Source organism: Aeromonas enteropelogenes, from assembly GCF_000819845.1.
Classification (GTDB): Bacteria; Pseudomonadota; Gammaproteobacteria; order Enterobacterales; family Aeromonadaceae; genus Aeromonas; species Aeromonas enteropelogenes.
The window spans coordinates 1-26869 of sequence record NZ_CDCG01000041.1; the positions used below are offsets into that span (position 1 = coordinate 1).

Consider the following 26869-nt stretch of genomic DNA (forward strand, 5'->3'; position numbering starts at 1 on the left):
TGCCAGGCACCCAACATGAAAACCCCGCTCACTGAGCGGGGTTTTTTATTGCCTGAAATTCAGTGTTTTCTGATGTCTCGCCTCATTCGTTCGATATCTATTCACAACATGTATTTGCTGGATATAAAAAGAACAGAATGTGATGCCTCCACCTTTCTTGTGATCCCCGCTCTGGTTTAATTCATCAGTCCACCACGATGGACCAAGGAATCACAATAATTTGAGGAATGGACACATGTTCAAGAGAACAGTAACGATGATACTGGCGGCGGGAACCCTGGTATTGGGCGGCTGTGCATCCAATGGTGGTGCCGACTCGTCGACCGACAACGGTGATTTCGGTGGCAAGTCCATCTACCTGCGCGGGGAGATGAATGACTGGATGGCAACCGATGAGAGCAAGGTGGTCAAGGTGGCCGACAAGCTTTACATGGCCAAGGGCACGCTCAAGAAAGAGTGGGCCCCCTACAAGTTCAAATTTGCCGACTCTGGCTGGAGCTGCGGCACCAACTTCGGCTACAAGAGCCCGAGTGACGGCGTTGCGGTGCTGGGTGGTGAGGCTGTGCCGGTCAATCCCTGCTCCAAGTATGAGGACATGAAGTTTTCACCCGAGGTGGACGGGGTCTACGAGTTCTATCTGAATATGGCCGGCGAGACGCCGACCGTGTATGTCAAACAGCCCTGAGCTCAGTCTGAACATTAAATCTTTCAGGAAATGAACCAGTTAAATGCCCCGGTCCAGAAATCTGCTGGCCGGGGCGTTTTTTTAGGATAGAATCAGCGCCCTCATGGCGGTAGATATACTACATATTGTGTTTTTTTTATTTAATGTCACTATTGGTTGTGTTTTATGCTGCACGGTGACCTAGGTGCATTCATATAAGGTTGATTGAATATGGCTAAATCCGAACCGGTACTGGCGAGCGAAACCGGCTCTCGCCTTATCCCTTTGCAAGAGACCTCTCTCGAAATCTGGGATAGCAAGTATCGCCTCAAGAGCAAGGATGGCGCGCCCGTCGATGGCAGCATCGATGACACCTACCAGCGAGTGGCCCGAGCTTTGGCCGAACAGGAGCAGGATCCGGCGGCCTGGTATGAACCTTTCCTGTGGGCGCTGCGCAATGGTGCCATTCCGGCTGGCCGCATCACCTCCAACGCGGGGGCCTTCGAACACAAGCCGGCGACCTCGACCATCAACTGCACCGTCTCCGGTACCATCGAAGATTCGATGGACGATATCCTCGGCAAGGTCCATGAGGCAGGCCTGACCCTGAAGGCCGGCTGCGGCATTGGTTATGACTTCTCGACCCTGCGTCCGCGCGGTGCTTTTGTCTCCGGCGCCGGTGCCTATACCTCGGGTCCGCTCTCCTTCATGGATATCTATGACAAGATGTGTTTCACCGTCTCGTCTGCCGGTGGTCGTCGTGGCGCCCAAATGGGTACCATGGATATCCGTCATCCCGATGTGATCGAGTTTATTCAGGCCAAGCGGGAAGATGGCCGCCTGCGTCAGTTCAACCTCTCCCTGCTCATCACCGAAGACTTCGTCAAGGCGGTGAAGGAAGATGCTCCCTGGTCGCTTATCTTCCCCTACACCGCCAAAGAGGTGGAGCTGGATGGCATAGCGCTCGACGACCCGGAGCTGGTGATTTGGGCCGACTGGCCCAACAAGGAAGGGGTGGTTTTCAACGAGCTGGGGCAGGTCGCCTGCAAAGTCTACAAGACCCTGCCTGCCCGCAAGCTGTGGAATGTCATTATGACCTCCACCTACGACTATGCGGAGCCCGGTTTCATCCTGATCGACAAGGTCAACCAGATGAACAACAACTGGTTCTGCGAAGAGATCCGCGCCACCAACCCTTGTGGCGAGCAGCCTCTACCGCCTTATGGCGCCTGCCTGCTGGGTTCGGTCAACCTGACCCGCTTCGTGCGTGATCCCTTCACCGAACAGGCCGCCTTCGACTGGCCCGCGTTTCGCAAGGTGGTGGCCATTTTCACCCGCATGCTCGACAACGTGGTAGAGATCAACCAGCTGCCGCTGGCCAAGCAGCGCGAGGAGATCACAGCCAAGCGTCGTCACGGCATGGGCTTCCTTGGCTTGGGCTCGACCCTCACCATGCTGCAGATCAAGTATGGCTCTGCCGCCTCCGTCGCCTTCACCGAGCAGGTTTCCCAGGAGTTGGCCATGACTGGCTGGCAGGAGTCTCTGCGGCTGGCAAAGGAGAAGGGCCCGGCTCCCATCATGGAGCAGGAGTTCGAGGTGACCGGCAAGATGCTGCGACTGCGTCCCGAGATGGCTGCCGATGGCATCAAGCTGGGCGACAAGGTCAAGGGCAAGGTGCTGCATGCACGCTACAGCCGCTACATGCAACAGGTGGCCGAGGTGGATCCCGAGCTCGTTGCCGAACTGGCCGAAGTAGGTGGCCGCTTTACTCACCACAGCAGTATTGCGCCGACCGGTACCATCTCGCTGTCGCTGGCCAACAACGCCAGCAATGGCATCGAGCCGAGCTTTGCCCATCACTATTGCCGCAACGTCATCAAGCCGGGCAAGAAGAGCAAGGAGAGCGTGGATGTCTACTCCTTCGAGCTGCTGGCCTACCGTGAGCTGGTGAATCCGGCTGCTATGCCCTATGCCGAGGCTGAGGCGAGCCGGCTGCCGGACTACTTCATCACCGCCGATGACATCACGCCGGCCCAGCATGTGGATATTCAGGCCGCAGCCCAGCGCTGGATCGACTCCTCCATCTCCAAAACCGCCAATGTGCCGACCGATTTTCCGTTCGAGCAGTTCAAGGACATCTACATGTATGCCTCGGACTCCGGCCTCAAGGGCTGCACCACCTTCCGCTTCAACCCGGAGGCCTTCCAGGGCGTGCTGGTGAAGGAGAAGGATCTGGAGAACACTCAATACGAGTTCACTCTGGAAGATGGCTCCGTCATCACCGCCAGGGGCAATGAAGAGATCGAATACGACGGCGAGCTGCACACAGCTGCAAACCTCTATGACGCCTTGAAAGAAGGCTATTACGGTAAATTCTGAGAACGACATCATGGTCAAGAAGATCGACAAGAAAATCGTCGCCTACAAGGTGCACACCCGGGATGAGCCACAAGAAGATCTGGCCCCGCAGGACGACGTGGTACACATGCACGAGACCGTGCTGCGCCCGGAGCGGCTGATGGGCACTACCTACAAGCTGAAGACGCCCGAGCATGTCTCCGAGCACTCGCTGTTTATCACCATCAACGACATCATCCTCAACGAAGGCACTGTTCATGAGACCCGCCGTCCGTTCGAGATCTTCATCAACTCCAAGAGCCTGGAACACTACCAGTGGATCGTGGCGCTGACCCGCATCATTTCGGCAGTGTTTCGCAAGGGCGGGGATGTTACCTTCCTGGTGGAGGAGCTGCGCTCTGTGTTCGATCCCAAGGGCGGTTACTGGAACAAGGGCAAGTATGTTCCCTCCCTCATCGCCGAAATTGGCAACGTGATCGAGACCCACCTCACCGAGATTGGCATGCTCAAGGCCCCCGGGCTGGATGAACACCAACAGGCGTTTCTGGCCGAGAAGCAGGCCGAACTCCAGGCCCAGCAGAACGAGGAAGCTCAGTCGGCCGGCAATGGCTTCCCGGCCAATGCCGCGCTCTGCTACAAGTGCCACACCAAGGCGCTGGTACTGAAGGATGGCTGCATGACTTGCCTCAACTGCGGCGATTCCAAGTGCGGTTAAGTAGATGAACCAGCAAAGCGACCGGCCACAGTGCCGGTCTTTTTTTTGCTGCTTTTATGCGCAAACGATCGGGGTGAACAAGCGATTTGTTGCGCGATGGTAAAATCGGGCGTAGCGTTGAAAGTAATAAAACTGTCACGGCCGTGTGGTTTCAATGACATCTGAGATTCACACACGTGGCACCTTCAGTGCCAAGGAGGATGCTTATGGACAATGCTGACCGAAAGCTGTTTATCCTGGATACCAACGTTCTGCTTCACGAACCCCTCGCCATCTACTCCTTCAAAGAGCACGACGTACTGATCCCCATGACGGTGCTGGAGGAGCTCGACAACATCAAGGATCGCCACAAGGATGTCAGCCGTGACGCCCGGGTGGCTATTCGGGCACTGGAGGATGTGTTTCGCGATGCCTCGACCGACGAGATTACCCAGGGCGTTCCTCTGGCCGGTGAGGCCAGTGGCCATATCTGCATCTTCAGCGATCACCATCTGCCTCAGGATGCCGAGGTGTTCACCGACAAGGAGGCGGACAACCGCATCATCAACGCCGCCCTCTATCTGCAAAAGCATGAGATGAAGCGCCAGGTTGTGCTGGTGACCAAGGACATCAACATGCGCCTCAAGGCCAAGGGGGCCGGGCTGGCACATGTGGAGGATTATCGCAGCGACCAGCTGATCGACGACATCCGGCTGCTGGCCAAGGGCTTTCAGGTGGTGCCCGGAAGTTTCTGGGAGCGGGTGGGGGAGTGCGAGAGCGAGACCCACGGCCGCGACACCATTCACGTCATTGATGACAAGCTGCTGGACGGCGTCCACGTCAACCAGTACCTGATCGATGAAGAGAACTTCTTCGCGGCCCGGGTGCTGAGCCACGATGGCCACAAGATCCACCTCAAGGATCTGGGGCGTGAGCGCCTGCTGTCGCGCAAAGCCTGGGGCGTACATCCCAAAAACGTCTATCAAGGCATGGCGCTGGACGCCCTGCTCGATCCCCACATCGATCTGGTGATCCTGACCGGCCCGGCCGGCTGCGGCAAGACCCTGCTGGCCATGGCGGCGGCCCTGGAGCTGGTGATCGAGAAGGGGATCTACGACAAGGTGATCGTCACCCGTAACACCCCAGAAATCGCCGAGAGCATCGGCTTCCTGCCCGGCACTGAAGAAGAGAAGATGATGCCCTGGCTGGCAGCCATCACGGATACCCTGGAGGTGTTGCACAAGCAGGACGAGAACATGAGTGGGTCGCTGAGCTACATCATGGAGAAGGCCAACATCCAGTTCAAATCGGTCAACTTCATGCGTGGGCGTAGCATCCAGAACACCTTCGTACTGCTGGATGAGTGCCAGAACCTGACGGCTTCCCAGATCAAGACCATCATCACCCGCTGCGGCGAGGGGACCAAGATCGTCTGCTCCGGCAACCTGGCGCAGATCGATTCCAACTACCTGAGCCCGGTGACCTCGGGTCTGACCTACATAGTCGAGCGATTCAAGGACTTCGATGGCAGTGCCAACATCTTCCTGAACGGGGTAATGCGCAGCAAGCTCGCCTCCTTCGCCGAGGAAAACCTCTGATTGCAGGCGGTCTCTGCCCATGCAAAAGGGGAAGCCAGCCGGCTTCCCCTTTTTGATCTCATCGCTGGTTTATTGCCCCAGATAGCGCAGCAGCCCGGGATGATCGCTCTGTTGCAGGATGGTCGGCGTGCCTTGCAGGGCGATGCGTCCCGCGCCGATGAAGAGCACCTGATCGGCGATAAGCCGAGCCTCTTCAGGGCAATGAGGGGGAAACCATCGCTGTTAATTGTTCCTTTATGGTGCGGGAGTACAGCCAAGGTAGCGCAGCAGCCCGGGATGATCGCTCTGTTGCAGGATGGCCGGTGTGCCTTGCAAAGCGATGCGTCCCTCGTCGATAAAGAGCACCTGATCGGCGATAAGCTGGGCATCTTCCGGATTGTGGGAAACCATCAACACTGTGATGCCCTGTTCGCAGGCAAGGCGGGCGACTTCGGCCAGCATCTCCCGGCGCAGGGCGGGATCGAGCGCCGAGAAGGGCTCATCCAGCAGCAGCAGAGGCTTGCCACGCACCAAGGCACGGGCAAGCCCCACACGTTGTTGCTGACCACCGGAGAGCTGCTCCGGCAGACGTGTCAGCATCTCGCCAAGGCCCACTCGTGCAGCGGCATCTCTCACCTGCTCCCGCTGGGCAGGAGTCAGTCTCAGGCCCGGGTGCAGGCCGATGGCGATGTTGTCGAACACCGAGAGGTGCAGGAACAGGTTGTGATCCTGAAACAGTGTGGTGACCGGTCGCTCGGCAGGCCCCAGTGGCAGCAGATCCTGGCCGTCGAAGCTGAGAGCGCCAGACTCCACCGGCACGAAGCCGGCGATCATGCCGAGCAGGGTCGACTTGCCCGCGCCGCTTGGGCCGATCAGCGCGGTGATCTCCCCCTTCGGCAGCGTCGCCGTGAAGCTCACGCGCCAATCCGGGTAGCTGGTGACGAGGGTATCAATGTTCAGCATTCTTTCTTCCTCAAGGGGTCCGTTCGACTAGCCAGAACAGCCGCAGACACGGTAACGCAGGGGAGCAAGCTCCTTTGTCGCTCAATGCTCGACATGTTTTCCTCCAAGTCCCCGCTCGACCAGCCAGAATAGGGAAAAACAGAGCATCAGCAGCAGCAGGGCAGTGGCGGCCGCCTCGGTCAGGCGATAGCTGCCGAGTTGCTGGTAGAGCAGCCAGGGCAGGGTGGTGAGCTCTTGGCTGCCAAACATGGCAATGGCGCCAAGATCCCCCAGCGAGAGGATCATGGAGAGCGCCGCCGCCTGGGCCAGCGGACGGCGCAGCAGGGGCCACTCCACCAGCCGCAGGCGATGCAGGCTGTGTACCCCCAGGCTGTCAGCCAGCCGGTCATACTGGCGTACCACCAGCTGCATGGGAGCGGAGAGAGTGCGTAGCACATAGGGCAGTGCCATCAGGGCGTTGACCAACACTACCAGCCAGGGGCCGAGGGCAAACACGTCGGTGAAGGGCATGAACATGATGAACAGGCCGGTGGAGAGCACCACGGCCGGGATCATCAGGATCATGGAGCCGCTGGCTTCCCACAGGGCGGCGGCCCGGCGCTTGTGTTCACGTACCTTGAGGTGACGGCTGGTGAGCAGCAGGGCGGCCCCGAGCAGGGTAGCCAGGGTGCCCGCCGCGAGCGCGATCAGGATCGACTGGCCACTGGCCTGCCATAGCCGGTTCGAGCTCAGCGCCGTCAGCAGGCCGGGGTGAAAACCGGCCACGACGATAGCCAGCAGTGGCGGCAGGAAGATGGCGAGCCCGCTGAGCAGCGCCAGAGTATCGACCGCGAGCGTGCCAGACTGGTGGCGGTCCGGGCGCAAGCAGGGGCGGCGTGAGCTCAGGCGGTTGGCCGGTGTGGTTTGCAGCTTGTGCTGCAGCAGGAGCAGGGCGGCGGTCAGCAGCAACTGAACCAGCGCCAGTCCGCCGGCGGTGGCGAGATCGAAATCAAAGCGCAGCGCCTGATAGACGGCCACCTCCAGGGTGGTGGACTTGGGGCCGCCACCGAGGGCCAGTACGGTCGTGAAGCTGGTGAAGCAGAGCATGAAGATGAGGCTCGCCAGACCCGGTAGCTGGGCCCGGATCAGCGGCCACTCCAGCAGTCTGAAGATGTGGATCGATCGCATGCCGAGCTGACTGGCGAGGCGCCAGGAGGATTCTGGGATGCTCTCTATGCTCTGCAGGATGAGGCGCGCCGCCAGCGGCATGTTGAAGAAGACGTGGGCCAGCAGGATGCCGAACAGACCGTAGAGGTAGTTGCCGGGATCCAGCCCGAGGGAGCGCAGCAACTGCGGCAGCCAGCCCTGCTTGCCGTGTACCGCGACGATGCCGAAGATGGCGATGATCACCGGCAGCACCAGGGAGAGGCCAAACAGCTTGAGCAGCAGGTGGCGACCGGTAAAACGGCGCCGGGCCAGGGCGCGGGCGACCGGGATGGCGAGCCCGAGGCTCAGCAAAGTGGAGAGCAGCGCCTGCCCCAGGCTGAAACCCAGTACGTGGCGCAGGTAGGGATCGGCCAGCAGGGTGCGAGGGGAGAGCCCCCCGGCCTGCCACAACAGGGCCGCAAGCGGCCCCAGGGACAACAGCAGGATCAGGCCGGTGGCTGCGCTGCCAGGCAGCCACCAGAGAGGGCGAGCTCCTGATTTCACGAAGAGACGATTCACTGGGTGACGGCTTGCAACCACTCGCGGATCCACTCCTTGCGATGGGTGGCGACCTCATCGGCAGTGAAGGCCAGCGGCTTGCTGATGGTGATCATCTGCTCGAATCCTTTGGGCAACGGCATGTCTGTCACCGGATACATCCAGTTGCCGGTGGGGATCTCCTGCTGGAAGGCGAGGCTCACCATGAATTGCAGGAACTGGTTGGCCAGCTTGTCCTGCGCCGTGCTCTTGAGTTTGGCCGCCACTTCAACTTGGCGATAGTGCCCCTCTTCGAACGCGGCTGCCTGATACTGGGGCTTGCTCTCGGCGATGAGGTGATAGGCCGGGGAGGTGGTGTAGGAGAGCACCATGTCCGCCTCGCCATCGAGGAACATGCCATAGGCCTCTGACCACCCCTTGGTGACGGTGACCGTCTTCTTGGCAAGCTCGGCCCAGGCGGCAGGGGCCTGGTCGCCATAGACGCTCTTCATCCACAGCATCAACCCCTGACCCGGGGTGGAAGTACGCGGATCCTGGTAGATCACCTTGATATCGGGGCGCGCTACCAGCTCTTTCAGGCTTCTGGGCGGTTGCTTGAGCTTCTCCTTGTCGTAGACGAAGGCGAAGTAGCCGTAGTCATAGGGCACGAAGGTGTCATCCTGCCAGCCGCCCGGCACCTTCAGACCATCCAGCTTGATGGTGTGGGGGGCAAACAGGCCGCTCTGCTTGGCTTCACTCAGCAGGGCATCATCCAGCCCCAGCACCAGATCGGCCTTGCTGTGTTTGCCTTCCAGCCGCAGCCGGTTGAGGATGGCGACGCCATCTTCCAGCGCCACCAGATTGAGGTTGCAGCCGCACTCCTTCTCGAAGGCCTGCTTGATTTTGGGACCAGGCCCCCATTCGGCGGCGAAGGAGCTGTAGGTGTAAACGGTGAGGGTATCGGCCGCGAAGGCGCTGGCCGAGAGCAGGCTGGTGGCAACCAGCAGCAGGGTTTTCATCGAGGGCACTCCCTGTGAGTCACGAGGTGCCATCGGTATGGTGTTTGGCGATGGCACATCTGGGGTTGTGAAGTGCCAGCGGATGAGGGCGCCCGCAACGGGAGCCATGCCTCAAATTCCTCCGCCAGCATTATCTGGATCAGGTATACGGGTATAATCTCAGCGGCAAGCCGCACCCCGTTTGAGAAACGAACCGCATTGTATTAACGTTCTTGGGGGGAGGCCAGCACTATGTTTATGCAGGCCGTCGAGATGGCGCCAGTACAACAGAGGATGCTCGCGTGATAACCAATACCAAGGAAAGACGCGCCTTCCAGCGCATGATCATCAATGCTCCCGTTACCATCTTTCAGCAACAACAGGTGCTGGAGGGGATTTGCCGGGACCTCAGTGCCAACGGCATGGGGATCGCCATTGCCGAACACCGGCTGGATGTAAATCAGCCCATCCGGGTGAGCCTTGCCACCAACAACAACCTGTTGCCCCCCTTCGAAGCCCAGGCCCGCATCATACGGGTACTGGAAGAGGAAGAGGGGCTGCTGCTGGCCGTCGAGTTTCAACCCCTCGGCTGAGCCCTTGTTTAGATGACCTATGAATCGACCGGCAACCCGCCGGTCGATTTCATTTCGGCCTCCGTCAGGGGGTTGCCTGCACCGGCTGGATGCTCAGTTGCCCGCTGTCGATCAGCGTCTTGCTGGTCGGCGCTATCTGGCCGGGAGGGAGCTCCGCCGGCCCCGTGGGTTCCAGCAGCAGATAATTCTGCCCCTGCCAGCTGATGGTCTCATCCCCTGGTTGGGCGGGCAGGTCGACGGCCAGCAGTGCATGACCCGGCACGAAGACCATGGCCTGTTTGAGCTCGGGAAAGAGCTGGGCAAGCAGAGCTGCCATCAGGGTCACCTTGCTGTCGCAGTCGCCGCGATTTTGCATCAGCACCTGGCGCGGCGTGAGAAAGCCCTTGCCCAGCCGTCCCCCCAGATTGTCCAGCTGCAGATAGGGAATGCTCTGGATGAAGGTGAGCATATGGGCCGCCGTCTTCTGGCGCGCCTCCACTTCGGTGGCCCCCTCCTGCTTGAGCTGGGCAGCCAGCGGGGCCAGCTCGCCGCGGCTCTCCAGCGCGATGCGCACATGATCCTGTTTGACGGCCAGCTGTCCATCGGGCGGGGTGAAGTATTGAAAGTAGTGCTTGTGCAACCAGACCTCTTCGGCCTTGTTGCGCTCGGCTTCCAGCCAGGCCATCGCCTCGCCGGCCTTGTCCGGATTGCGGCTCTTCATATGCAGCTCGAGTGAGGGGCGGGCCAGGGTAAATTGTACCTCCGGGTATTGCTGGCGCACCTGGCGCAGCAATCCCTGCAGCACCTCTTCCTGCATTCGTGCTGGGCGGTAGGCGATAAGCGGCGGCAGCTTGCCCGGTTCCAGCCGATAGGTGAGCTGCTGGCGTTCTCCCTTGCTGTCTTGCCAGCCGACATTGTTCTGGCCACCACTGACATTGAAATAGGTTTGTTCGGCGCCGGCCGGCAGCGCAAACAGCAGGGCGGCGAGCAGCGGAACTGGCATGGCTTTCATCGAGACTCCTTTGCAGGTGCGCACTCCCTGGCACCCATGACCGGACAGTAAAACGGGGAGCCAAGGCTCCCCGTTGATTCTACTCGTTTTATTACAATCAGCTCGTCAAATCCAGCCCGGCTGTTTTGCTTCGAAGGCGCTGATGGCGGCCTCGTGCTGCAGAGTCAGGCCGATGGCGTCCAGCCCGTTGAGCAGGCAGTAACGGCGGAATTCGTCGATCTCGAAGCTGAAACTGAGCGCACCGGCCCGCACCTGATTGGCCTCCAGATCCACTTCGATCTCGATGCCCGGCTGGGCGGCGACCAGCTGGAACAGGGCGTCGACCTCCTCCTCCTTCAGCCGTACCGGCACCATGCCGTTGTTGATGGCGTTGCCGTAGAAGATGTCGGCAAAGCTCGGGGCGATCATGGTCTTGAAGCCGTAATCCGCCAGCGCCCAAGGTGCGTGTTCGCGACTCGAGCCGCAGCCGAAGTTCTCGCGAGCCAAGAGGATGCTGGCGCCGGCGAATTGTGGTTGGTTGAGCACGAATTCGGGGTTGGGCTGCTGGCCCGCATCGTCCAGAAAGCGCCAATCGTGGAACAGGTGCTTGCCAAAACCAGTGCGGTTTACCTTCTGCAGAAACTGCTTCGGAATGATGGCGTCGGTGTCGACGTTGGCGTTGTCGAGGGGGACGACGATCCCTTTATGCTGTTTGAACCCTGTCATCTTGTTCTCCTCGTAATTACAGCGCGCGAATGTCGGCGAAACGGCCGGTAACGGCGGCGGCGGCGGCCATGGCCGGGCTCACCAGGTGGGTACGGCCGGCACGGCCCTGGCGCCCCTCAAAGTTGCGGTTGCTGGTGGATGCGCAGCGCTCGCCTGGCTGCAGGCGATCGTTGTTCATGGCCAGGCACATGGAGCAGCCCGGCAGGCGCCACTCAAAGCCGGCCTCGATGAAGATCTTGTCCAGCCCCTCGGCCTCGGCTTGTGCTTTCACCTGCTCGGAGCCCGGCACCACCAGCGCCTGTACCCCGGCGGCCACCTTGCGGCCACGGGCAATGGCGGCGGCGGCGCGAAGATCCTCGATGCGGCTGTTGGTGCAGGAACCGATAAACACCTTGTCGATGGCGACCTCGGTGAGCTTCTGGCCGGCATTGAGCCCCATGTATTCCAGCGCCTTGCGGGCGGATTGCTGCTCGATGAGATCGGCAAAGCTCTCGGGGGAGGGGATGGGGGCATTGACGTCGATCACCTGGCCCGGGTTGGTGCCCCAGGTTACCTGCGGGGCGATATCGGCGGCTTCCAGTACCACTTCGGCGTCGAACTTGGCGCCTTCGTCGCTCTTGAGGCTCTGCCAGTAGGCGATGGCCTGTTCCAGTGCCTCACCTTTGGGAGCAAACTTCTTGCCACGGATATAGTCGATGGTGGTTTGATCGGGGGCAATCATGCCCGCCTTGGCACCCAGCTCGATGGCCATGTTGCACACCGTCATGCGCCCTTCCATGGTGAGCCCTTCGATGGCCTCACCGGCGAACTCCACCACGTAGCCGGTACCGCCGGCGTGGCCGACCTTGCCAATGATGGCGAGCACCACGTCCTTGGCGCTGATCCCCTCGGCCAGCTTGCCGCGTACGCTGATGCGCATGGTCTTGGCGCGACCCTGTTTCAGGGTCTGGGTGGCCATCACGTGTTCCACCTCGGAGGTGCCGATGCCAAACGCCAGCGATCCGAAAGCGCCGTGGGTGGCGGTGTGGGAGTCGCCGCAGACGATGGTGGTGCCGGGCAGGGTGATGCCGAGCTCGGGCCCCATCACGTGGACTATGCCCTGGTATTTGTGGTTCAGATCGTAGAGGCGAACCCCGAACTCCTTGCAGTTCTGGGCCAGGGTCTCCATCTGGATGCGGGCCATCTCGCCGGAGGCGGCGATGTCCTTGGTGGTGGTGGAGACGTTGTGATCCATGGTGGCCCAGGTCAGATCAGGGCGGCGCAGCTGGCGGTTCATGGCGCGCAGGCCGTCGAACGCCTGCGGGCTGGTCACTTCATGCACCAGGTGGCGGTCGATGTAGATGAGGGGTGTTTCGCCTTCCACTTCCCGCACCACGTGGGCGTCGAATACTTTCTGATAGAGGGTCTTGGCCATTGCTCAGTTTCCTTGTTATCGATTCCGTGGCGTCAGATGCGGGCGGCGATCTGGTCACCCATGGCGGCGGTGCTCTGTACCGGGTGGCGGGCGCTTGCCTGGTGCAGATCGGCGGTGAAGTAGCCTTCTGCCAGGGTCTGGGCCACGGCCTGCTCGATGGCTTGGGCGGCAGCTTCCTGGCCCAGGCTATAGCGCAGCATCAGGGCGGCGGAGAGGATCTGGGCAATGGGGTTGGCGATGCCCTTGCCAGCGATGTCCGGCGCCGAGCCACCGGCCGGTTCGAACAGGCCGAAGCCCGATTCGTTCAGGCTGGCGGAGGGGAGCAGCCCCATGGAGCCGGTGATCATGGCGCATTCGTCTGAGAGGATGTCGCCGAACAGGTTGGAGCAGAGCAGCACGTCAAACTGGGACGGATCCTTGATGAGCTGCATGGTGGCGTTGTCGATGTACATGTGGTTGAGGGCCACGTCCGGGTAGGACTTGGCGACTTCGGTCACCACCTCGCGCCACAGGATGGAGGAGGCGAGTACGTTGGCCTTGTCGATGGAGGTGACTTTACTGCGACGAACACGGGCCGATTCAAACGCAATCTTGGCGATGCGCTCGATCTCGAAGCGATGGTACACCTCGGTGTCGAACGCTTTCTCGGTGGCGCCTTCCCCCTCGCGCCCCTTGGGCTGGCCGAAGTAGATGCCGCCGGTCAGCTCGCGCACGCAGGCGATGTCAAAGCCGCGATCAGAGATGTCGGCGCGCAGCGGCGAGAACTGCTCGAGACCGGTGTAGATGCGGGCTGGACGCAGGTTGCAGAACAGCTTGAAGTGGGCGCGCAGGGGCAAGAGGGCGCCACGCTCCGGCTGATCGTTGGGGGGCAGGTGCTCCCACTTGGGACCACCGACCGACCCAAACAGCACAGCGTCGGCCGCTTCGCAGCCCGCGATGGTACTCTGGGGCAGCGGGGTGCCGTGGTTGTCGATGGCGATGCCGCCGACGTCGTGGCGATCATACTCGAGGGTGAAGCCAAATCTGGCCTGCACTTTTTCCAGCACCTTGACGGCTTCGGCCATCACTTCCGGGCCAATGCCGTCACCCGGCAATACTGCGATCCGATAACTGCTCATACTGTCTCCGTCTTGATATTGTTATTGCGTTCCATCTGTTCGGCGACCTGGTCGGCGCGCCAGATGCTGTTGATCACGTGCAGCAGGGCATGGGCTGATGATTCGATGATGTCGGTGGCCAGCCCCATGCCATGGAATTTGCGTCCCTTGTACTCGGCGACGATATCGACCTGGCCGAGGGCATCTTCCCCCTCGCCCTTAGCTTTGAGGGCATACTTGTCGATGCGGATCTCGTAACCCGTGATGCGGTTGATGCACTGGTAGACTGCATCCACCGGACCATTGCCGGTGGCCGCCTCGCAGACCAGATCCTGCCCTACCTTCAGTTTCACCGAGGCAGTGGCGAGCACCGAGCTGCCGCTCTGCACGCCGAGGTACTCCAGCTTGAAGTGCTCCGGCTCTTCGTGGATCTGGCTGAAGAAGGCGAGCGCCTCCAGATCGTAATCGAACACCTGCCCCTTCTTGTCGGCCAGGGTCAGGAACTTGGCGTAGAGATCGTCGAGGCTGTAACTGCTCTCGGCGTAACCCATGGACTCCATCCGGTGCCTGATGACGTGGCGGCCGGAGCGGGAGGTCATGTTGAGGTTGTTCTGGGTCAGGCCAATGCTCTCGGGGGTGATGATTTCATAGGTGTTTTTCGCCTTGAGCACGCCATCCTGATGAATGCCGGAGCTATGGGAGAAGGCGTTGGCACCGACGATGGCTTTGTTGGGCTGCACCGGCATGTTGCACAACTGGCTGACCAGCGTGCTGGTGCGATGGATCTCGCTGTGGCGGATGTTGGTGTGCACCCCGAGCAGGTCGGCGCGGGTTTTGAGGATCATCGCCACCTCTTCCAGCGAGCAGTTGCCGGCCCGCTCGCCGATGCCGTTGATGGTGCACTCGATCTGGCGAGCGCCCATCTGCACGGCACCGATGGAGTTGGCCACCGAGAGCCCCAGATCGTCGTGGCAGTGCACCGAGATGATGGCCTGGTCGATGTTGGGTACCCGGTTGAACAGGGTCTGGATGATGCCGGAGAACTCGGTCGGGACCGTATAGCCCACGGTGTCCGGAATGTTGATGGTGCGGGCCCCGGCCTTGATGGCGGCTTCCACCATGCGGCAGAGGTTATCGATCGGGGTGCGGCCCGCATCCTCGCAGGAGAACTCCACGTCATCGGTGTAGCGGCGGGCGTGCTTGATGGCGCCGATCCCCATCTCCAGCACGTCCTCGAAGCTCTTCTTCAGCTTGCTTTCGACATGGATGGAGGAGGTGGAGATAAAGGTGTGAATGCGAAACGCCTCGGCGACTTTGAGCGCCTCACCGGCGGCATCGATGTCTTTTTGCAGAGCCCGGGCGAGGGCACAGACCCGGCTGTTCTTGATGTGGCGGGCGATGGTCTGCACCGATTGAAAGTCGCCGGGGGAGGAGACCGGGAATCCTACTTCCATGACATCGACACCGAGCCGCTCCAGGGCCTGGGCTATCTGCAGCTTCTCCTTGACCGTCAAACTGGCGGCCAGGGCCTGCTCACCATCACGCAAGGTGGTGTCGAATATGATGACCCGATCTGACATGTGACTTCCCTCTTCCTAAGTTCGGTGACGTGCATCCTGCGGCGGCATAAAAAAACCCGTGCAGGGTGCACGGGTTTTTGTAAATTCCGGCTATACCTGAGCCCGGCTACAAGGATCCCGCGCGAGTCAACGCGATTAGGGAGATTAGTAGTAGCGGGGTGGCAATATGCATGACGGTGTTATTCCTTCCTGTCGGTAACACCTTTACCAATATCGAGATTTTTATGCTGTGTCAACACGGGCGGCCAGGGGCAATCTGCTGACGTATTTAATCGGATTGTAAAGGATTGCAAATTTCCTTGTCCCATATTCGGCCCATGACTGATTATTCGGTCATTCCTGCTGTACTCGATTCTTTGCACAACCAGATCGACTTATCAGCATTGGCTGAATTATCTGAGGTGTTAAATGGAAAAACGTAGACCTGGTCGTCCGGTCGGGCGTTCTGACATTCGTGACAAACTGCTGGCTGCCGCTCGCGAGCGCTTTCTCTCCACTCCCTACAGCAAGGTCACTACCCGCGAAATCGCCGAGCTGGCCGGCTCCAATCTGGCGATGATCCACTACTACTTCGGCAGCAAAGAGGGCCTCTACAAGGCGGTGCTGGGTGATGTGGCCGAACCGCTGGAACACGCCTGGCAGGATGAGCACAGCAACCACAGTCTCAACGAGCTGCTCAACACCTACTACCAGGTGATGGCGCCAAACAGCGAGCTGACCTCCGCCATCTCCAGCGCATTGTCGACCGAGAAAAGCCCGGGACGGGATTTTGTGCTGAGTCGTCTGCTGGAGCGCCAGCTGCCCCAGTTCGATGCGCTGCTGGAATCCATGAAGTCCAACGGTGAACTGGGTGACAACCTGGATCCCGAGATGCTGAAGGTCTCCTTCCTCAGCATGATGTGGCAGCCGTTCGTGATGAAGGATCTCTACGAGCAGGTGTTCGGCCTGAAGGTGGATGAGCACTTCATGGCCCGTCTGGCGGATCACAACTGCCGTCTGATGGAAAACGGTCTGCGTGGCAGCCTGAACTAAATACGCCGAGGCACACCGCCTGGCAGTCATCAAAAGGGCCCTTCGGCCCTTTTTTCATAAATCTGTTATCCCCCGTTCAACACCCTGTCATCCTCTTTTCCTACCCTGCCATGAAAGCTCAAGGAAGGAGGGGTTATGAACAAGCTCCAGCAATGGGATCTGCAGGTATGCCGGGTCTGCCTGCTGCATGCCTACAACCGGCCACAGGCAAGAGTCAGTCGGCTGATTTCCCGCACTGGTGATGGCCCGCTTTATGGCGTGCTGGGGGTCTTGCTCTGGTGGCAGGGGGAGCGGGAACTGGTAGGGCAGGTATTGCTCGCCTTTGCCCTAGAGCTGCCACTCTATCTGCTGCTGAAAAACAGCCTCAAGCGGCAGCGCCCGGTGGGGCTGCCGGTCTTCATCACCCCCTCCGATCGTTACAGCCTGCCCTCCGGTCATACCGCCGCCGCCTTTCTGATGGCCACCCTGCTGGCCACGGCGTTTCCGCTCTGGGCACCCCTGCTGTTTGGCTGGGCCGCCCTGGTAGGGGCATCCCGATTGTTGCTCGGGGTGCATTATCTCAGCGATCTGGTGGCCGGCGCCCTGCTCGGCGGTGGCTGCGCCATGCTGGTACTGCTCTGGAGTCAGGGATGAGAATACTGTTCGGGGTGCAGGGCACCGGCAATGGCCATATCAGTCGCAGCAGAACCCTGGCCCGGGCTCTGCGCGGCGCCGGGGTGGAAGTGGATTATCTGTTCAGCGGCCGTCCCGCCGACGACTACTTCGACATGGCGGAGTTTGGCGCCTATCGCGCTTTCCCCGGGCTCACCTTTGTCACTCATGAGGGCAAGGTGTCTCCCTGGCGCACCCTGCTGGCGGCATCGCCGCTCACCTTCTGGCGGGATCTGCGCTCCCTTGATTGCCGCGAATATGACCTAGTGGTGAGCGATTTTGAGCCGCTCACCGCACACGCCGCCCGCCGTTATCACAAGCCGAGTCTCACCATCAGCCATCAGGCCAGTTTCAACTGGCCCATCCCCCGCTGGGGAGAAGATGGCCTGAGCCGCCAGCTGATGCGCCACTTCGCCCCCGTTTCCCGGCCGCTCGGATTGCACTGGTTTCACTTCGGACAACCCCTGTTGCCACCGGTGATCGACCCTCTGGTTGCGGCGCCAGACAACGGCAACATCCTGGTCTATCTCCCCTTCGAGCAGACCGAGGCGATTGCTGCTCTGTTGTCGCGTTTCAGCCAGCAACGCTTCGTCTGCTTTCATCCGGCGATCCGCAACGTCAGCCAATGGCGCAACCTGCGCTTCGAGCCCCCCTCCCGTGAGGGTTTCCTTGAGGTGCTGCGTGGCTGCCGCGGAGTCATCTCCAACGCCGGATTCGAGCTGGCGAGCGAGGCCTTGTCTCTTGGCAAGAAGCTGCTGGTCAAGCCGCTGCACGGCCAGTTCGAGCAGTTGACCAACGGCAAGACGCTGGAGATGATGGGGCTGGCGACCCTGATGGATTGCCTCGACGCCAACCAGGTTCGCCACTGGCTCGACAGCGCCGCCCCGGGAGTGATCAGTTACCCGGATGTGGCGGGCGAGGTGGCACGCTGGCTGGCGGCAGGGGCCGAAGAGAGCGTGCCCGCCCTGTCACGGCGGCTCTGGGCCCGTACCCTGTTTCCGGAAGAGGTCAGCGATCGCCTGAGCGAGCTGCAAGGGGGCGAGAGTTTGTCCTATTGCTGGTTATCGCAAGTCAGTGTTGTCAACTAGACTGAAAGGCGAGCCGGCAAGATGCGAAGAGGAGGGAAGTAATGCGCTTTACCAATGAAAATGGCGAAACCATGGATCTGGCAGACAACCTGACATTGCACGAACTGCTGGACATGGGCGTCAGTATCTCTGTCAGCGAGGAGACGGATCCGGATCAGCAGATCTGGCTGGCCGAGCCGGAACAGGATCACTGAGTCACCCGCAACGATAAAGCCCACCGATCAATCGGTGGGCTTTTTTATGGCCGTCACTGCCCTCATCGGGACGATCCGCTGGCTTTTCATCGACTTACTTCCCGTTTGTGTTACCGCCATGGTAGCAAACCATTGAATGTTAATAGCCGGTTGAAATCTATGACTGTTTCGGTCAGACAAAGCCGTGGACAAGCGTTCACGGGCAGGTTAAGTTGGTTTTTCACCCGATTCTCGGGTCAATGATGGAAAAATCCTTTTTTTCTGCTGTCGGCGGGGCTGAATTGGCCCGATCTGCATCCAGATAACAACAAGAAACGGATTGGGCTGTGCCGGGAAGCACGGTGCTGTCGACGGGATTCGCTAAACGGAGCAAAGCCTGGAGGGCTTTATCATGGAGATGTTATCAGGCGCCCAGATGGTGGTTAGAGCGCTGGAGGATCAGGGAGTCGAACACGTATTTGGCTACCCGGGTGGTTCGGTGCTCGACATCTACGACGCTCTCTTCGAAAACGGCAAGATGGAGCATGTTCTGGTGCGGCATGAGCAAGCCGCTGTGCACATGGCTGATGGTTACGCCCGTTCCACCGGCAAGGTGGGAACCGTACTGGTGACCTCTGGCCCTGGCGCGACCAACTGCATTACCGGTATTGCCACCGCCTACATGGATTCCATTCCGCTGGTGATCCTCTCCGGCCAGGTGCCGACCAGCATGATCGGCGAGGATGCGTTCCAGGAGACCGACATGATCGGCATCTCCCGCCCGGTGGTGAAGCACAGCTTCCTGTGCAAGAAGGCGAGCGACATTCCCGAGGCCATCAAGAAGGCCTACTACATTGCCGCCAGTGGCCGCCCGGGGCCCGTGGTGGTGGATCTGCCCAAAGACGTGCAGAACCCGAAAGAGAAATTCCCCTACCAGTATCCGGAGACGGTCTCCCTGCGCTCCTACAACCCGACCAAGTCCGGTCACAAGGGCCAGATCAAGCGCGCCGCCAAACTTCTGGTGGAGGCCCAGCGCCCCGTGATGTACGTGGGGGGCGGTGCCATCAACGCCAATGCGGATCATCTGGTGACCAAGCTGGCCGAGCTGTTGAACCTGCCGGTGACCACCACCCTGATGGGGCTGGGGGCCTTCCCGGGTACCCATCCGCAGTTCATCGGCATGCTGGGGATGCACGGCACCTTCGAAGCGAACAAGACCATGCACAATTCGGATCTTATCTTCGCCGTGGGTGCCCGCTTCGATGACCGCGTTACCAACAACGTGGCCAAGTTCTGTCCCAACGCCACCGTGGTGCATATCGACATCGATCCCACCTCCATCTCCAAGACGGTGCAGGCTCATGTGCCCATCGTCGGTTCGGTGGAAACCGTGCTGGAGCAGATGCTGGAAGTGATCCGCGAAAACGGCTTTGACAATGACAAGCAGGTGATGGCGGACTGGTGGGAGCAGATCAACCAGTGGCGCTCCCGTCACTGCCTCGCCTATGAGACCTCGCCCACCCAGATCAAGCCGCAGCAGGTGATCGAGACCCTCTACAAGGTGACCCAGGGGCAGGCGTTCGTCGCCTCCGACGTGGGCCAGCACCAGATGTTTGCCGCCCTCTACTACCCGTTTGCCAAGCCGCGCCAGTGGATTAACTCCGGTGGTCTCGGCACCATGGGCTTTGGCATTCCGGCCGCCATGGGCGCCCAGTTTGCCAACCCGGATGCGGTGGTCTGCTGCGTCACCGGTGACGGCTCGGTGCAGATGAACATTCAGGAGCTCTCCACCTGCATGCAGTACGGGGTGCCCATCAAGATCATCTCCATCAACAACCGAGCGCTGGGCATGGTCAAGCAGTGGCAGAAGATGTTCTATGGCGGCCGTCACAGCCACTCCTACATGGAATCCCTGCCGGACTTCGTCAAACTGGCGGAAGCCTACGGCCATGTCGGTATCGCGGTGAGCGATCCGGCGGAGCTGGAGAGCGCCATGGAGAAGGCGTTTGCCATGAAGGATCGGCTGGTGTTCATGGACATCTCGGTCGATCCGGATGAGCACGTCTATCCGATGCAGATCAAGTTTGGCGCCATGGACGAGATGTGGCTGAGCAAGACGGAGAGAACCTGATGAGACATATAATTTCCGTTCTACTGGAGAACGAATCCGGCGCCCTGAGCCGGGTGGTGGGCCTCTTCTCCCAGCGCGGCTACAACATCGAGACCCTGACCGTGGCTCCCACCGAGGATCCCACCCTGTCCCGCATGACCATAGTCACCATGGGGGATGAGCGGGTGCTGGAGCAGATCCAGAAGCAATTGCACAAACTGGTGGACGTGCTCAAGGTGTGCGATCTCAGCGAAGGGGAGCACATCGAGCGGGAGATCGCGCTGGTCAAGGCACGCGCCGCCGGTGGCGGTCGCGACGAGCTGAAACGGCTGGCGGATATCTTCCGCGGCCAGATCGTCGATGTGACCCCGGAGCAGTACACGGTGCAGCTGGTGGGCACCAGCGAGAAGCTGGATGCCTTCATCAAGACCGCCGCCCAGACCAACGAGATCATCGAAGTGGTGCGCTCCGGTGTCTGCGGCATCTCCCGCGCCGACAAGGCGCTGCGTCCCTGATGCAGGTGCAAGTCCGCGGGGCAAGAGAAAGACACCCATGATACAGGGGGCTCTGCGGAGCCCTCTGCTTTTGGCAATCAGGAAGTAGAGGAGGAGAGATGTTCGGGATCCACGATTTGGCGCTGTTTGTGGTATCGGGTCTGCTGCTCAACATGATGCCGGGGCCGGACTCCCTGCTCATCATGCTGCGCAGCGGTTCGCAGGGGTGGCGGGCCGGTTCGGCGGCGGCTCTGGGGATAGGAACCGGCACCATGATCCATGTGCTGGGGGCCGCCCTTGGTCTCTCGGCCCTGCTCAGCGCCTCGGCCGAGCTGTTCGCCGTGATCAAGCTGGTGGGGGCCCTCTATCTCATCTATCTGGGGATCTCGCTGTTTCGCCAGAAATCGGCCAGGGTCGACAGCACGGGAGTGAGCCTGCCGGCGCTCTCCTATGGCCGCATCTATTGGCAGGGGGTGTTGACCAATGTGCTCAACCCCAAGGTGGCGCTCTTCTTTCTCGCCTTCGTGCCCCAGTTCATCGCGCCGGATTCCCCCGACAAGGCCCTCGCCTTTATCCTGCTCGGCTGCATCTTCAACCTGAACGGTATGATCTGGTGCCACTTTCTGGTCTTCAGCACCGCCTATGCCAGCAACAAGGTGAAGCTGCCGACCAAGATTGGCCGCTGGCTCAACCGGGGTATCGGCACCCTCTTTGTCGGGCTCGGGGTCAAGCTGGCGAGCGAATAGTCAGCCACTCCCTGACCTGGGGCAGGTTATCCCCGGCGACCCTGTGATATGGTCGCTGGGTATTTCCATTCGTGGCCACGGCCTGCCGGCCGCCGACAATCGAGACCCACTAGCACAGATGAACATCGCCCGGCTCAAGAATTTTACCGAGATAGTGAAGAACAACTTCAACATCTCGGCGACGGCGGAGAGGCTCTACACCTCCCAACCTACCCTCAGCAAGCAGATGAAGATGCTGGAAGACGAGCTGGGGCTGGCTCTCTTCACCCGCAAGGGCAAGAACCTCATTGGTCTGACCCCTGCCGGTGAGCAGGTGATGGAGCTGGCCAAGGGAGTGGTGGCCCAGGTGGAGCAGATCAACCAGCTGTCCCTGGGCGAGCAGCTCGCCACCAGCGGGGTGCTGCGCATCGCCACCACACACACACAGGCCCGCTACAAGCTGCCCGAAGTGATTACCGAGTTTCACCGCCGCTATCCCGAGGTGGCGATCCATCTTCACCAGGGGGCGCCCGCCCAGCTGGCCCAGATGGTGCAAAGCGGTGACGTGGAGATGGCGATTGCCACCGAGTCCATGTACCTGTTCGACGAGCTGGCCGCCGTGCCCTGTCATCGCTGGGGGCGCAGCGTGGTGGTGCCCCATGGCCACCCGCTCCTTGAGTGCCAGCCCTTGTCCATGGCCGATCTGGCCCGTTACCCTCTGATCACCTATGTGTTCGGCTTTACCGGACGTTCCAAGATGGACAAGGCCTTCGGTCGCCACGGCCTCTCCCCGAAAATCGTGCTGACAGCCACCGACACCGATGTCATCAAGCATTATGTGCGGCTCGGCATGGGGGTCGGGGTGATTGCCAGCGTTGCCTTTGACGAGGGGGACAGGGAGGATCTGGTCTGCCTCAACATCGATCATCTGATCGCCTCGAGTGCCACCCACGTCTGCCTGCGCAAACATGTGCACCTGCGCGATTACATGTATGACTTCATTCACCTCTACGCCCCCCATATCAGCCGGGAGACGGTACAGCGCCACCTGATGAACCAGCCGCCGGCCATCAATATGGCGGAGCTGCCCTGGCTGTAACGCCGTGTCCGCCATATGGATTTGAATCGCAGAGATAAAAAAAGAGAGGCATTTGCCTCTCTTTTGTTTCAGGGGATGGGACTTTAAGGGCGACGGGTCGCCAGATTGATAAAGATCTGGGCCCCGATCAGTAGGCAATCGTCACCCAGATAGTAGGGGCATTGACATGGTGCAGGTAGTTGCAGGCCCCTTTGTCCGTCAGGCGCGTCTGGTTGCCAGATTGATAAAGATCTGGGCTCCGATCAGCAGGCAATCGTCATCCAGGTAGTAGGGATTTGCGTGCAGGTAGTTGCAGATCCCCTTGGCCTGGCAGCCGCTACCGAGGAAGAACATGGCGCCCTTGCGGTCACGGCAGGCGTTGACCATGTAGCTGAAGTCTTCACTGCCGGTCATCGGTTGACCCTGAGCGTTGATCCCTTCTGCTGGCAGTACGTCGGCGGCGGCCTGCAGCAGGCGCTCGCATGCCTCCTGGTGGTTCTCCACCGCCGGATAACCGGCATAGACCATGCTGGTCTTGAAGCCGCGCAGCTCGCTCTGGGCCATTATCTCCCTGAAGCTGTTTTTCAGGATTTGGTCGGTTTCGGCGTCCATGGCGCGGATGGTGCCGCGCGCCTGCACATGGTCGGCGATGGCGTTGGGAATGGTGCCGCCGTTGATCATGCCGCAGCCGAACACCGCCGGGCTGAACGGACTGGTGCGCTTGGCGACGATATAGTCCATGTCCTCAATGATGCGCACCGCCTCGCGGATGGCGTCCAGCCCCTTGTGGGGTGTGGAGCCGTGGGCCGAGACCCCGTGCACCTCCAGGGTCCAGGCTGACCCCCAGGAGGACATGACGCCGCTGTTGAACTTGATGGAGCCGGTCTCCATGGCGCCGTCGTTGTGAAGGGCATAGACCTCGTCCACCCCCGCCATGCAGCCCAGCTCCACCATCTTCTCGGCGCCCGGCACCCGCATGTCTTCCTCCGCCATCTGGAAGATGACGCGCACATTGTGGGTCAGCCGCTCTTTGTGTTCCGCCAGAAATTTCGCCGTGGTCAGGGCGATCGCCATATGGGAGTCGTGACCGCAGTTGTGGGCCATCCCCTCGTGGGTTGACTTGAACGCCACCTCGCTCATGTCGTGCATCTCGAGGCCGTCCATGTCGGCCCGGAAGGCGATGGTGGGCAGGCTGGGGTCTATCACCAGATCCCCGTGAAAGCCGGTGAAGCCCGGGTAGTCGGTGAGGCGGTAGCCAAAGCCTTGCATCAGCTCGCGGCAGTAGGCCGAGGTCTTGAACTCGACGCCGGAAGCCTCGGGGATGGTGTGCAGGTGGTGGCGCACTTCCTGGCTGAAGTCGCGCAGGGCCAGCAGGGCCGGTTCAATGTGATAGTGGTTCATCAGATGATCCCTTGAATGGAGAAGCCAAGCTGGGCAACCAGCGACGCGCCGAAGAAGCAACTGGTGGAGACGATCATGAAGATCAGGATCACCTTCCACGACATCTTCTTCAGCTCCTCCAGCTGACCGCCCACCGAGAGGCCGGCGAAGGCCAGCAGCGGCACGCAGCAGGAGAGGAAGGAGATCTTGGCCACGGCATCGATAAAGAGGCCGCGCACCGGAGTGTCCGGCAGGCAGATGAGAATGCCGATGATGGTGGCATAGGCAAACGCCGGCAGGGAGGAGGGCAGATAGTGCTTGGCCACCAGAGAGGCAAACACCACCAGCGACATGGCCACGAAGCTGTCACCCATCTGCCAGATCGGCAGGCCAGTGGTCAGAGTCTGGGTAAACATGGCCAGCAGGATCGCCAGAAAGACGAACCGCATATCCATTACGATGCTTTTCATGCTTTCTCTCCTTTCGCAGTCAGGGCAAAGATCTTCTCGGCAAGGGGCAGTCCCAGGTAGGTGAGGGATAGGGCGCCCAGCGCCGACGAGAGCAGGTTTGAGGCGGCTGCGATGCTCAGCACCTGCTGGGCCAGCGCCTCGTCGAGGCCGTTGATCAGCGCCCCGGAGGCGGCGCTCAGCATGGAGCCTGAGCCCACCCCCGAGCCGGCGGCCAGCGCCAGCGGATGCAGGCCGGTGAGCGGCGCTATGCTGCCGAGCACGCTGAACCAGAGGGTGCCGATGACTGAGCCGCACAGGTAGATGGCGAGCACGCCTATGTACTCCTGGGAACCGGTGCCGAAGCGACCCTGGATGACTGCGACCGAGGGCTCACGGCTGATGGAGGAGCAGGCCCCGATGGCGCGGCGGCCGAAACCGAACTTCACCGCCAGCGGAATGGCGATGAGGATGGGCAGCAGGTTGCCAATCTCCTGTAAAAAGAGCGGTACGCCGACGCTCAGGATCAGTTTCAGGTTGGGGATGATCATCCCCGCATACTGGGTACCTAGGATCAGCAGGCTGAAGCCCACCATCTTGCCGCAGAACCCTTCTTCTTTTTCGGAGAAGAGCTTGCGCCAGCCGGGGATGCGCTCCTTGACCGGTTTGGCGGAGACAATCATGCCGATGATGACGGCAAAGAGCATGGGCAGGATGGGGATGATGGCGATGCCAATCTTTATCTCCTGTTTGCCTATCAGGTACTGGGCCACAAAGATCAGCATGGCGGTTGCCAATATGCTGACCGTGACCGTCTTGAGGGGGCTGGTTTGCTGCATAGTCTTCTTCTCTTGTTATCCCATGTGTGGCCATCCTCAGGGCGGGCCTGACGGATGATGGAGGCATGATAGGGAGCGGGTGAGGCGAGTAATGTGACCGCCATCAAGCTGGCCATATGGCATTTTTTCATGGGGTATGCCCTTTAACCCTTTGGATACCAAGGGTTAAATCCAGTGACACATCAGCGTGACAGATGCGGGCAAAAGCAGTGGGGGTGGGCCATTGGATGGATGGCCCACGGGAGAGGCTTATCGTTCGAGCGGCTTGAGCCGGGTGCTGCGCAGCAGCAGGGGGAGTTGGTAGAGCACCAGGGCACCCAGCACCAGCCCGGCGCCGGCCAGTTTGCTGCCACCGAGCGGCTCGTCATAGAAGAGGGTGCTGAGGATTAGGGTCCAGACCGGTTCCAGCAGCATCATCAGGGCGGCGTGGGCCGTGGTCATCCTGCTCAGGGCGTGGGTGAGCAGCCAGTAGCGCAGGGTGGTGGCGATCAGGACGCTCGCGGCAAACCAGCCCCAGATACCGTGGCTGATGTTGGCGGGCCACTGCTCGGTTAGCAGGGAGAGCAGGGCGCCAAGCAGGCCGGTCACCGCCAGCTGGATGCAGGTGAGCCAGGTGGGGGGAATGGACTGGGCGAAGTGGCGATGAACCGCAAGCTGGATGCCGAGGGTAGCGGCGGCTGCCAGAAACCAGAACAACGACAAAGATACGCCCCATTGGGTGCTGCTGGAGAGCAGCAGCAGGCCGGCGATGGCGAGCGGCAGGGTAAGCCAGTAGTGGCGACCCGGTCTGGCCTTGAAGGCGGCCCAGGCGGCGAGCGGCGCCATCAGGGTGGCCACGCTCATGATGAAGGCGCCGCTGCCGAGCGCATCGCTCTGGCTGATGGCGGTGACCCAGAGCAGCAGGCTGGTGCCGAGCAGGGTGCCGCAGCCCGCGGCGCGGATCAGTTGGCCGCGGTTGGGGGGAGGCTCGCGCAGCCAGGCGAGCGGCAACAGCAAGAGGGCGGCCAGCAGGAAACGGCTGCCGATAAAGGCGGCGGGAGGGAGTTCGCGGATCGCCTCTTTCGAGAAGAGCCAGCCGGCGGCGGCCAGCAGGGTGACCAGCACCATCAGCAGCAGGGGCGTGCGGTTCATAGGGGGCATCATGATGAAACAGGAGGGGAGAGCATAAAGGAAAGGCGCCGGGTATTGCTACCCGGCGCCTTTCATCTCTGCCTGGCATCGCTTGCACGATGCCCGGCCAGCAATCAGTTCATGCCGTAACGCTTGAGCTTCTTGCGCAGGGTGCCACGGTTGATACCCATCATCACGGCGGCGCGAGTCTGGTTACCACGGGTGTACTGCATGATCACGTCCAGCATGGGAGCTTCGACTTCGGAGAGAACCATATCGTACAGATCAATCACTTCCTGACCGTTCAACTGGGCCAGGTAGTTACGCAGGGCCTGTTGCACAGAGTCACGCAGGGGGCGCTGGGTCGGCTCGGCAGCGTGATTGTGAGTAGTTGTTACCAATGCATCAGAAGTCAGGGTTTGTTCGAACATATTCGGTCGGCTCTTT

The 26869-nt window shown here is 60.7% G+C and carries 27 protein-coding genes, 1 pseudogene and 1 riboswitch; of the genes and pseudogenes, 14 read left to right on the forward strand and 14 right to left on the reverse strand.

Translation table 11 applies throughout. The features are described 5' to 3' along the window. The 5 genes from BN1123_RS21880 to BN1123_RS17880 all read left to right on the forward strand — a co-directional run. The coding region (locus tag BN1123_RS21880; RefSeq protein WP_042028710.1) for a hypothetical protein at positions 1-180 on the forward strand (180 nt) is incomplete at its 5' end. A 55-nt stretch (positions 181-235) separates the two neighbouring features. Further along, on the forward strand, positions 236-685 hold the full coding sequence (locus BN1123_RS17865) for an early set domain-containing protein (RefSeq protein WP_042028713.1): 450 nt from the start codon (positions 236-238) through the stop codon (positions 683-685). A 210-nt stretch (positions 686-895) separates the two neighbouring features. Beyond that, positions 896-3043 carry an adenosylcobalamin-dependent ribonucleoside-diphosphate reductase gene (locus BN1123_RS17870; protein ID WP_042028715.1) on the forward strand — a complete coding sequence of 716 codons (2148 nt, stop codon included), beginning with the start codon at positions 896-898 and terminating at the stop codon, positions 3041-3043. Positions 3044-3053: 10 nt separating this feature from the next. Continuing rightward, entirely contained in the window at positions 3054-3737 is a 684-nt protein-coding gene (locus BN1123_RS17875; protein ID WP_042028716.1) for a TSCPD domain-containing protein, read from the forward strand. Positions 3738-3943: 206 nt separating this feature from the next. Next, on the forward strand, positions 3944-5314 hold the full coding sequence (locus BN1123_RS17880; protein WP_042028718.1) for a PhoH family protein: 1371 nt from the start codon (positions 3944-3946) through the stop codon (positions 5312-5314). 69 nt (positions 5315-5383) lie between these two features. On the opposite strand, the pseudogene BN1123_RS21885 reads toward BN1123_RS17880, so the two are convergent. The 4 genes and pseudogenes from BN1123_RS21885 to thiB form a co-directional block, all read right to left on the reverse strand. Beyond that, positions 5384-5518, reverse strand: a pseudogene (locus BN1123_RS21885) (thiamine ABC transporter ATP-binding protein); the annotation flags it as partial. Between the two features lie 30 nt (positions 5519-5548). After that, positions 5549-6256 (reverse strand): thiamine ABC transporter ATP-binding protein, encoded by a 708-nt coding sequence (gene thiQ / locus BN1123_RS17885; RefSeq protein ID WP_042028719.1) that lies wholly within the window; start codon positions 6254-6256, stop codon positions 5549-5551. A gap of 81 nt (positions 6257-6337) precedes the next feature. Further along, entirely contained in the window at positions 6338-7960 is a 1623-nt protein-coding gene (gene thiP / locus BN1123_RS17890) for a thiamine/thiamine pyrophosphate ABC transporter permease (protein ID WP_042028721.1), read from the reverse strand. Beyond that, positions 7957-8937 carry a thiamine ABC transporter substrate binding subunit gene (gene thiB, locus BN1123_RS17895; RefSeq protein ID WP_042028724.1) on the reverse strand — a complete coding sequence of 327 codons (981 nt, stop codon included), beginning with the start codon at positions 8935-8937 and terminating at the stop codon, positions 7957-7959. Before thiB ends, thiP begins: the two co-directional genes overlap by 4 nt. A gap of 99 nt (positions 8938-9036) precedes the next feature. Continuing rightward, positions 9037-9127, reverse strand: a riboswitch (TPP riboswitch). Between the two features lie 91 nt (positions 9128-9218). Here thiB and BN1123_RS17900 point away from each other — a divergent pair. Further along, a complete protein-coding gene (locus tag BN1123_RS17900) occupies positions 9219-9509 on the forward strand; it encodes a PilZ domain-containing protein (RefSeq protein WP_042028725.1) in 291 nt (96 codons plus the stop codon). A gap of 64 nt (positions 9510-9573) precedes the next feature. On the opposite strand, the gene BN1123_RS17905 is transcribed toward BN1123_RS17900, so the two are convergent. From BN1123_RS17905 to leuA, 5 genes are all read right to left on the reverse strand, one after another. After that, positions 9574-10500: a hypothetical protein gene (locus tag BN1123_RS17905; protein ID WP_042028727.1), complete on the reverse strand. Its 927-nt coding sequence runs from the start codon at positions 10498-10500 to the stop codon at positions 9574-9576. 105 nt (positions 10501-10605) lie between these two features. Continuing rightward, a complete protein-coding gene (gene leuD / locus BN1123_RS17910) occupies positions 10606-11205 on the reverse strand; it encodes a 3-isopropylmalate dehydratase small subunit (protein ID WP_042028730.1) in 600 nt (199 codons plus the stop codon). Between the two features lie 16 nt (positions 11206-11221). Then, positions 11222-12619, reverse strand: a complete 1398-nt coding sequence (gene leuC, locus BN1123_RS17915) for a 3-isopropylmalate dehydratase large subunit (protein ID WP_042028732.1) — start codon at positions 12617-12619, stop codon at positions 11222-11224. Positions 12620-12651: 32 nt separating this feature from the next. Then, positions 12652-13737, reverse strand: coding sequence for a 3-isopropylmalate dehydrogenase (gene leuB / locus BN1123_RS17920; RefSeq protein WP_042028734.1), 1086 nt, complete (start codon positions 13735-13737; stop codon positions 12652-12654). Further along, positions 13734-15296, reverse strand: coding sequence for a 2-isopropylmalate synthase (gene leuA / locus BN1123_RS17925; RefSeq protein ID WP_042028735.1), 1563 nt, complete (start codon positions 15294-15296; stop codon positions 13734-13736). Before leuA ends, leuB begins: the two co-directional genes overlap by 4 nt. Positions 15297-15704: 408 nt before the next feature. Between leuA and BN1123_RS17930 the strand changes: the two genes are divergently transcribed. The 8 genes from BN1123_RS17930 (at position 15705) to BN1123_RS17960 (ending at position 22668) form a co-directional block, all read left to right on the forward strand. Further along, positions 15705-16328: a TetR/AcrR family transcriptional regulator gene (locus BN1123_RS17930; protein WP_026455914.1), complete on the forward strand. Its 624-nt coding sequence runs from the start codon at positions 15705-15707 to the stop codon at positions 16326-16328. 135 nt (positions 16329-16463) lie between these two features. Next, entirely contained in the window at positions 16464-16961 is a 498-nt protein-coding gene (locus BN1123_RS17935; protein ID WP_026455915.1) for a phosphatase PAP2 family protein, read from the forward strand. Beyond that, a complete protein-coding gene (locus BN1123_RS17940; RefSeq protein ID WP_042028736.1) occupies positions 16958-18067 on the forward strand; it encodes an MJ1255/VC2487 family glycosyltransferase in 1110 nt (369 codons plus the stop codon). Before BN1123_RS17935 ends, BN1123_RS17940 begins: the two co-directional genes overlap by 4 nt. Before the next feature lie 41 nt (positions 18068-18108). Next, the gene (locus BN1123_RS21520; RefSeq protein WP_156130703.1) at positions 18109-18261 is read left to right on the forward strand and encodes a hypothetical protein; all 153 of its coding nucleotides are present in this window, start codon (positions 18109-18111) and stop codon (positions 18259-18261) included. Positions 18262-18652: 391 nt separating this feature from the next. After that, the gene (locus BN1123_RS17945) at positions 18653-20371 is read left to right on the forward strand and encodes an acetolactate synthase 3 large subunit (RefSeq protein WP_042028738.1); all 1719 of its coding nucleotides are present in this window, start codon (positions 18653-18655) and stop codon (positions 20369-20371) included. Beyond that, positions 20371-20865, forward strand: a complete 495-nt coding sequence (ilvN, locus tag BN1123_RS17950; protein ID WP_026458423.1) for an acetolactate synthase small subunit — start codon at positions 20371-20373, stop codon at positions 20863-20865. Before BN1123_RS17945 ends, ilvN begins: the two co-directional genes overlap by 1 nt. Positions 20866-20963: 98 nt before the next feature. Then, positions 20964-21590 (forward strand): LysE family translocator, encoded by a 627-nt coding sequence (locus BN1123_RS17955; RefSeq protein WP_042028742.1) that lies wholly within the window; start codon positions 20964-20966, stop codon positions 21588-21590. A 43-nt stretch (positions 21591-21633) separates the two neighbouring features. Further along, a complete protein-coding gene (locus BN1123_RS17960; RefSeq protein ID WP_224212322.1) occupies positions 21634-22668 on the forward strand; it encodes a LysR substrate-binding domain-containing protein in 1035 nt (344 codons plus the stop codon). Between the two features lie 198 nt (positions 22669-22866). On the opposite strand, the gene BN1123_RS17965 is transcribed toward BN1123_RS17960, so the two are convergent. The 5 genes from BN1123_RS17965 to fis form a co-directional block, all read right to left on the reverse strand. Further along, on the reverse strand, positions 22867-24048 hold the full coding sequence (locus BN1123_RS17965) for a M20 metallopeptidase family protein (protein WP_042028747.1): 1182 nt from the start codon (positions 24046-24048) through the stop codon (positions 22867-22869). Next, positions 24048-24497, reverse strand: coding sequence for a hypothetical protein (locus BN1123_RS17970; protein WP_042028750.1), 450 nt, complete (start codon positions 24495-24497; stop codon positions 24048-24050). Before BN1123_RS17970 ends, BN1123_RS17965 begins: the two co-directional genes overlap by 1 nt. Further along, positions 24494-25312, reverse strand: coding sequence for a DUF3100 domain-containing protein (locus tag BN1123_RS17975; protein WP_026457658.1), 819 nt, complete (start codon positions 25310-25312; stop codon positions 24494-24496). The genes BN1123_RS17970 and BN1123_RS17975 overlap by 4 nt, the downstream gene beginning before the upstream one ends. A gap of 249 nt (positions 25313-25561) precedes the next feature. Next, entirely contained in the window at positions 25562-26443 is an 882-nt protein-coding gene (locus BN1123_RS17980; RefSeq protein WP_042028753.1) for a DMT family transporter, read from the reverse strand. A 113-nt stretch (positions 26444-26556) separates the two neighbouring features. Next, positions 26557-26853, reverse strand: a complete 297-nt coding sequence (gene fis, locus BN1123_RS17985; RefSeq protein WP_005309538.1) for a DNA-binding transcriptional regulator Fis — start codon at positions 26851-26853, stop codon at positions 26557-26559. Between the last annotated feature and the right edge of the window lie 16 nt (positions 26854-26869).